4 protein-coding genes are annotated in these 6151 nt (G+C 39.5%); 1 reads left to right on the forward strand and 3 read right to left on the reverse strand.

The window, feature by feature from the left end; translation table 11 throughout:
- Window positions 1-12: 12 nt before the first annotated feature.
- The 3 genes from ADM90_RS10385 to ADM90_RS23800 all read right to left on the reverse strand — a co-directional run bounded on the left by ADM90_RS10385 (window position 13) and on the right by ADM90_RS23800 (window position 5137).
- Window positions 13-513 carry a phage tail protein gene (locus ADM90_RS10385; RefSeq protein ID WP_053994960.1) on the reverse strand — a complete coding sequence of 167 codons (501 nt, stop codon included), beginning with the start codon at window positions 511-513 and terminating at the stop codon, window positions 13-15.
- A gap of 13 nt (window positions 514-526) precedes the next feature.
- Window positions 527-1036, reverse strand: a complete 510-nt coding sequence (locus ADM90_RS10390; protein ID WP_053994961.1) for a phage tail protein — start codon at window positions 1034-1036, stop codon at window positions 527-529.
- A 189-nt stretch (window positions 1037-1225) separates the two neighbouring features.
- Entirely contained in the window at window positions 1226-5137 is a 3912-nt protein-coding gene (locus tag ADM90_RS23800) for an S-layer homology domain-containing protein (protein ID WP_083448520.1), read from the reverse strand.
- Window positions 5138-5702: 565 nt separating this feature from the next.
- Between ADM90_RS23800 and ADM90_RS24485 the strand changes: the two genes are divergently transcribed.
- The coding region (locus tag ADM90_RS24485) for a transposase (protein ID WP_327037012.1) at window positions 5703-6151 on the forward strand (449 nt) is incomplete at its 3' end.

Below are 6151 nucleotides of genomic sequence, written 5' to 3' on the forward strand. Positions count from 1 at the left end.
CTTCTCTCTTTCTTAATTTCTTGTTGGATAAATCCCAGTAATCGCTATACAATAATTTACTACACTAAATGGCTGCATATTTTGATGTGGCTGTGAGTTGCCTGTTGTTGATAAAGCTTGCATATTCATTTGTGTACTAGGCTGTGCAGTTTCATAAGTATCTTTCAAAGTAGCTCCCCATACATGACCAGCAGCCGCTCTCAATGTAGCACTTTCTGAGCCACCATTGACAACATGGTTATGAGCTGGCATTTCATTAATCGTTAATGTGTGTATCTCTTCCCCAGCCTTTTGTCCAAGCGTAACGCCATTTCCTACATGGACAGGCACTCTCCCTCTTAAATCAGGTAATGCAAATGTTGTGACGCCGTTCCCACCATAAGTGGCTCCTACTAATGAATACAGGGCTTGATGGGTATTAATTTGTAATACTTGCCCATCACATCTCATCCATCCTCTTGGTACTCCCCCAAAGCTAAATAGTCTAATTTCCCCTAAAAATGGTTCACTCATCTTTTCATACCCCCTATTCGATTATTGGATAAATACCATAAAGCGCGATCATATAACTAATTGTCAAAAAGGGCATTACATTATTATGAGAAGTACTTCCTCCAGCACTTGAAATAATAGTTGGATTCATTGTGCTAGTCGGTGGTTGAGTAGAATATTGTATACCCTTTGCCCACACAGCATTTTCTGGACTAGGAGCTGTACCCTCAAGTGAAGAGGCTATTGCTTGATGTGTATGCGCAGGAAGTTGAGCAGATGTTAAAGTGACAGTTTCTACCCCTCCTGCCTGCCCCATCACAAAATTTGTGCTAGTCAGTGGATTTTGACCTTGATGCACCACGACCCTACTTTGGAAATTGGGCAATGCAAATGTTGTTTGCCCATTCCCACCATAAATTGTACCAATTAAGGAATAGAGCAATTCATTTTCAGCTATCGACATCATTTGACCATTACACAAAGCCCATCCTTGCGGAGCATAATTACCTGCGAACATTCGAATTTCCCCAACGTATGGCTCCATTCGTAAACCCTCCTTTAAAATGTATTGGTTTACACAGCACATTACTCCTAGAAGGTTAAAATTAGGTTAAAAACTAAAAATTTCTTCAAATTGATTAAATTTACCTATAGTCTATTACTAGCTCTTTATATGGTAATTCCTCATATAACCTAAAAAAACAGGCTAAGGGTTGTCCTTAGCCTGTTTTCCTTATTGTGCCAACTGCTCGTTACCATCCTCATCGATATAATAAGAATGTGTGCTTGCTGCTTCTTCAATCTCTTTAAATGCCCAGTGAGTGGCTTTGACATCTGGGAAGCTTGGTGTAGTAACACCATGTAATGGACCGCGCTCAAACATGCGGTTAATCATGACTACTGCCTGTGCACGTGTTAAAGCTTCATTTGGTGCGAAGCGATCATTTTCTAACCCGTTGATAATGCCTGCTGCATGATTTGCTTCAATGATCCACTGTGCCCAGTGTCCTTTTGTATCCTTGAATGTTAGGGCGATATTTTCTTCCACAGCTAGTTCTTTAAAGTTCGATACGACCGTTGCCATTTCCGCACGCGTAATGTTCGCCCCTGCATGGAAGTTGCCTGCATTATCACCGTTCATGATACCCTGTTCCTTGACAAATGCAATCGCGCCTGCTGCTGGATGATTGGTTTGGACATCTTTAAAGGGGGCTTGATTTACTTGTTCCTCTGTATAGCCTAAAATACGTGCTAGCATGAATGCTACTTGTGCACGTGTTACGTTTTTATCCGGACCAAACGTGCCATCTGGGAAGCCCTGGATATACGCGGTATGTGTACCCTCTGCTTCCTTGGCTACCTGAATAATCGTAAAGGTACTGAATTTCTCTACTGTAAAGCGTAGACCAAGCTTGCCATCCTGCATCGTTACCACTTCAGGATGAACAACCTTTTTCTCGCCATCTGTATGTTCAATAAATACAGCTAAACTAGCTAAAAAGGCTTGACGCTCCGCTGCATTTGTTGGCAAAGTCACATCACGCAATGGTAATGTCACCACGACTGGACGAGACGATAAGTTGGTTTCAATCGTCATTGGACGTGCGACCACATGCACATCATTACTTGCCAACGTTTCACGTACCACACGCTCTGCACGGGCACGCTCCTCAATTGCCTGACGTTCGCTTTCTTTTTTCACAGGGACTAAGCGGAAATAGAAGTGATCGTCTACCCCATTCATCGAGCTATTTGGAATGGCGATATGGGCATTGTCTGTGGCAATTTCTAAATCTAAGCCATTGTCACGTAAAATTTGTAGGGATTCTTTTGGTACCTCCACTGTCACTTGATCCACGGCATCCTGTACATCGGGAATGACAATACGTGCAATTGTATTATCAATTTCTTTTGCCTTCTCTACTGCCTCTAAAGCTTGGGCAGGTGTTAAGTTGACAAAGTCTGTCACACGACCATCTGGATGGGTTGTGCGCTCAATTTCCACCGTTGTTTTTTCTAGTGGATGTTCGCCATCCACCTCTAAATCAACGTGGATGATTGTTTTTGTCTCTTTTGGCGCTTCTGGTGTCGGGGTTGGTGCTGGCGTTGTTGTACCGCCTCCACCCGTATTGCCACCGCTACCCGAACTTGCTTCACGGTAGACTTTAATTGTATACTGTTTCACATTGCCGTTTGCATCCGTTACTGTCATAACAATCGTATTCCAGCCTACCTGAAGCGGAATTTGATTGAGTGTGCCTGGCTGCCCATTTACAGTTGTTGTCACGGTTGCACCATTTTCGACTGGAATTGCTGTAAAGTCAATCGCTGATGTTGGATAACCGACATTCATTGTGTAATCTGTTGTATCTGTTTGGAAGCTTGGGCTTAACGAGCCTATTGATGGTGTTAAATCACTTAATCCTTGCCCAACTTTTACAAGCTCATTTTGTATTGCTGTTAATTGTGCTAATGCATTATTCACTTGTTGCTGTGTTGCATTTGGATTATTTACTGTATCCTTTGCATGTTGTAAAGCAGTTTGATAATTTGCCCAAGTTGCTGGCGTATATGGTCCTGCTGCTATTACCTGTGTTTCTTCATTTACCTTAGCTATTAGGGGAACTTTATCCACTAACGGCGTTGTTAATACAATAAATGTTTTCTCTTTAACCGCTGTTTTATTTCCTTCTGTTACCGTTACAGTCAATGTATATGTGCCGTCTGGTAACGGATTTGTCGGAACAAATGTCCACTCACCTGTTATTGGATCCGCAACGAGATTACCTTCAATAGAAGATGCTGGATCTGCTATATTGACAAGTGCCACATCAATTGTCGTTGTATCTGCTGTTGTACTTGTTGGCATTGTCCCACCAAATGTTGGTGTGGATGTTGTAATAGTTGATGTACCGGGCTGTTTCAACTCTGTTGGCGTTTTGATTTGCAAAGCTGAATTAAATGCATCCTCCACTTCCATTGTAAAAGCATCTACAGGCGCACCGTTTACCCCTATTAAACTCCCTTGACTAGCATCGTAGGAAACTTTCACTTCTTTATTCATCACATTTGTACCATTGGGTAATGTAATAACTAAATTTGTTTTATCATTAGGATCCACTGTAAAAGTTGAGCCTGTTAAATCAATAGCAAACCCATCAACTTCAACTGTAAATCCTGCTGAATTTGTTGGTTCTATTTCTTTATCAAATATTAATGTAATTTGATTATTATTCACTACTGTTTCTTTAATCGTTGCTCCTGTTGGTTTTGGAGCAGGTGCTGCAAATGTAAAATATTGTCCATCTGTTAAAGTTTCTTTAGCCGCATAATAATCCACACCATTTAATGTGATTTTATTTAATGATCGTTCTTGACTGATATCGAAATTTTCAGAACCGCTTACTAGAAGCGTTATATCTTCTTCAACGGCATCTGCTGGAATGGCAATTTGCACTTGGCCAACATATCCTGTATTTTGCACTTTCCATACACGCTCAGCATGGTACTTTGCTGTTGTATTTGAAATCGCTTGTGTGAATGTTAAGTCCTCGCCATTGTCTGCCCAAACAAGATATTGCTCATCTGTAAGCTGTGCAGGGTTGTTTGCATTTGTTTCCCTTAATGTATCTATACCTATCGCAACCTGTGTACCTGTATTGATGCTATAGCTTTGCTTTTGATGTAAACCTTGAGCATTATCACGAGCAATACCTGCAATATTATGTTTGTATACATTATTAACAGACCAAACAGTCGCATTATTCGTTGCTATATAGTCAACATTACCTTCACCTAATGTAATACCATATTTAATAGCTAAATATGTTTCGATTTTTGCTCCTTCATCGCTTGTTAACTCGTCATATAAAATAATTTCGGCAACTTGTCCATTAAGACCATACCAGTTATAGGTTGTATTTGTCCCTGCAGTAGCTCCAATAACTGGTGTGAATTTTGGTATTTCAAAATTATCCTTCCTATTCCAAGTTGTTATTTCTCTTCCATCTATCCTTGCTCTTTGTGATGATGCATTTTCTATTTCATAGTTAACTATTTGATGCTGTTCTCTTGCTTTACTGGCTCCAAAATAACTGTAAATTCCCGCTACGCCTGGTCCGGTTGCATAGTAGTTACCTTCTCCACCTAAAATAATTGTATTATTCGTAGCTTTATTTTCTGTTCTTCCTACTAATGCACCAGCATCACCACTATTTGACCACTTATACACTGCATATCCTGATTTGACACTAATTTCGGTATCCCCAATAAGTTTAGCTGAAAACCCATAATGTGCACGACTTCCATTATTAATGAATTGCACACTCGGGTTAAAATTTACCCCATTTTCATTATATTTTGGTATTCTTGCCTCTTGTCCAGCTGGTACATCGAGTGTAAAATCAACAGGTGCTGCTGATCGATCTACCCAATCTGTTAAATTCCCGTTACTTTCGATCACTCCATCATCTGCCTTTAACCACAGCACAGGTTGAGTGCTTATACCACCAGGGTTGGCAGAACCTGCTGCTTGCACTTTTTCAGTTCCACCTATCATCGTCACACTACTTGTCACAAGTGTTAGTGAAAGCATGACGGCAATTGAACGCTTCCACCATTTTTTCTGTTTCTTTATAGTTTGCATCCTTTCTCCTCCTATTCTTTTTTATTGTCTATCTCAAGGATTTTCACTCCCTTCTATTTTTCTACTATCGCCATATTTCAATCTACTATAGTCTCTCTAAACAAAATCTGAACATTTTTCCTAAAGAACTAATTTATTAACTAAAATCGTGTTTTTTTATTATCTTTTATATAAAATTAGTGCTTTTTATGCCCGTTTTTTATTAGAAATATTTCAAAAATGAAGAAGAGAAGAGAAGATAATAATTATATTTTTCATCATTAAAATTAATTTATTGCTACTTGTTTCAAAAGCAACAACAGCTACTGTTGCCTTATCTCGAATAAAATTAAGTAGTATTATTTATCGTTATCGCCTGCTTTATTTTTGGCACTTTCAACTTACTAAAGCTCAACTAAAAAATCTGAACATTTCTATAAAATGCTAATTTATTATCTAATTGAGTTAATTTCATAATTCTAATCCCTTTAATATCAAGGGCTAAAATTAAATAAAAATGAGGCACCTCCCCAAATTCGGTATAATGGTAGCGACTAAACAACCCACCGAAAAGGAATGATGCCTCATGACTATTGTAAAACAAATGAGCCTATTTGACATCCGTGAATTATTGAAAATGGAAAGTTCTCGTCGTTTTGATGCTATTTTAGCCACTTTCGATGTGCAGCCAATCTTTCAACTATTTCGAAAGAAGACGATGCGTGGTGCTCCACGAGAATTAAACTACGGTGCGATGATTCAATCATTGATGATCCGCATTGTCGAGCGTATCCCTACCGTTAAAGATTTGGTCAATCGATTAACGCATGATTTCGTCTTTCGCTTAGATTGTGGCTTTTTAGTTTCGGACACGGTGCCATCTGAAGCCTCGTATTCACGTATGGTCGACGTGATTAGTCAATCAGATGTCTTAGATCGCATGCACGATGAACTTATTCAAGCTGCCTTTACAGAAGGTTTTCTTGAAGAGGAACACCTTAGTTTTGATGCAACACATTTTGAAGCGAGAGATGC

It is taken from the genome of Lysinibacillus macroides, assembly GCF_001281525.1.
Classification (GTDB): domain Bacteria; phylum Bacillota; class Bacilli; order Bacillales_A; family Planococcaceae; genus Lysinibacillus; species Lysinibacillus macroides.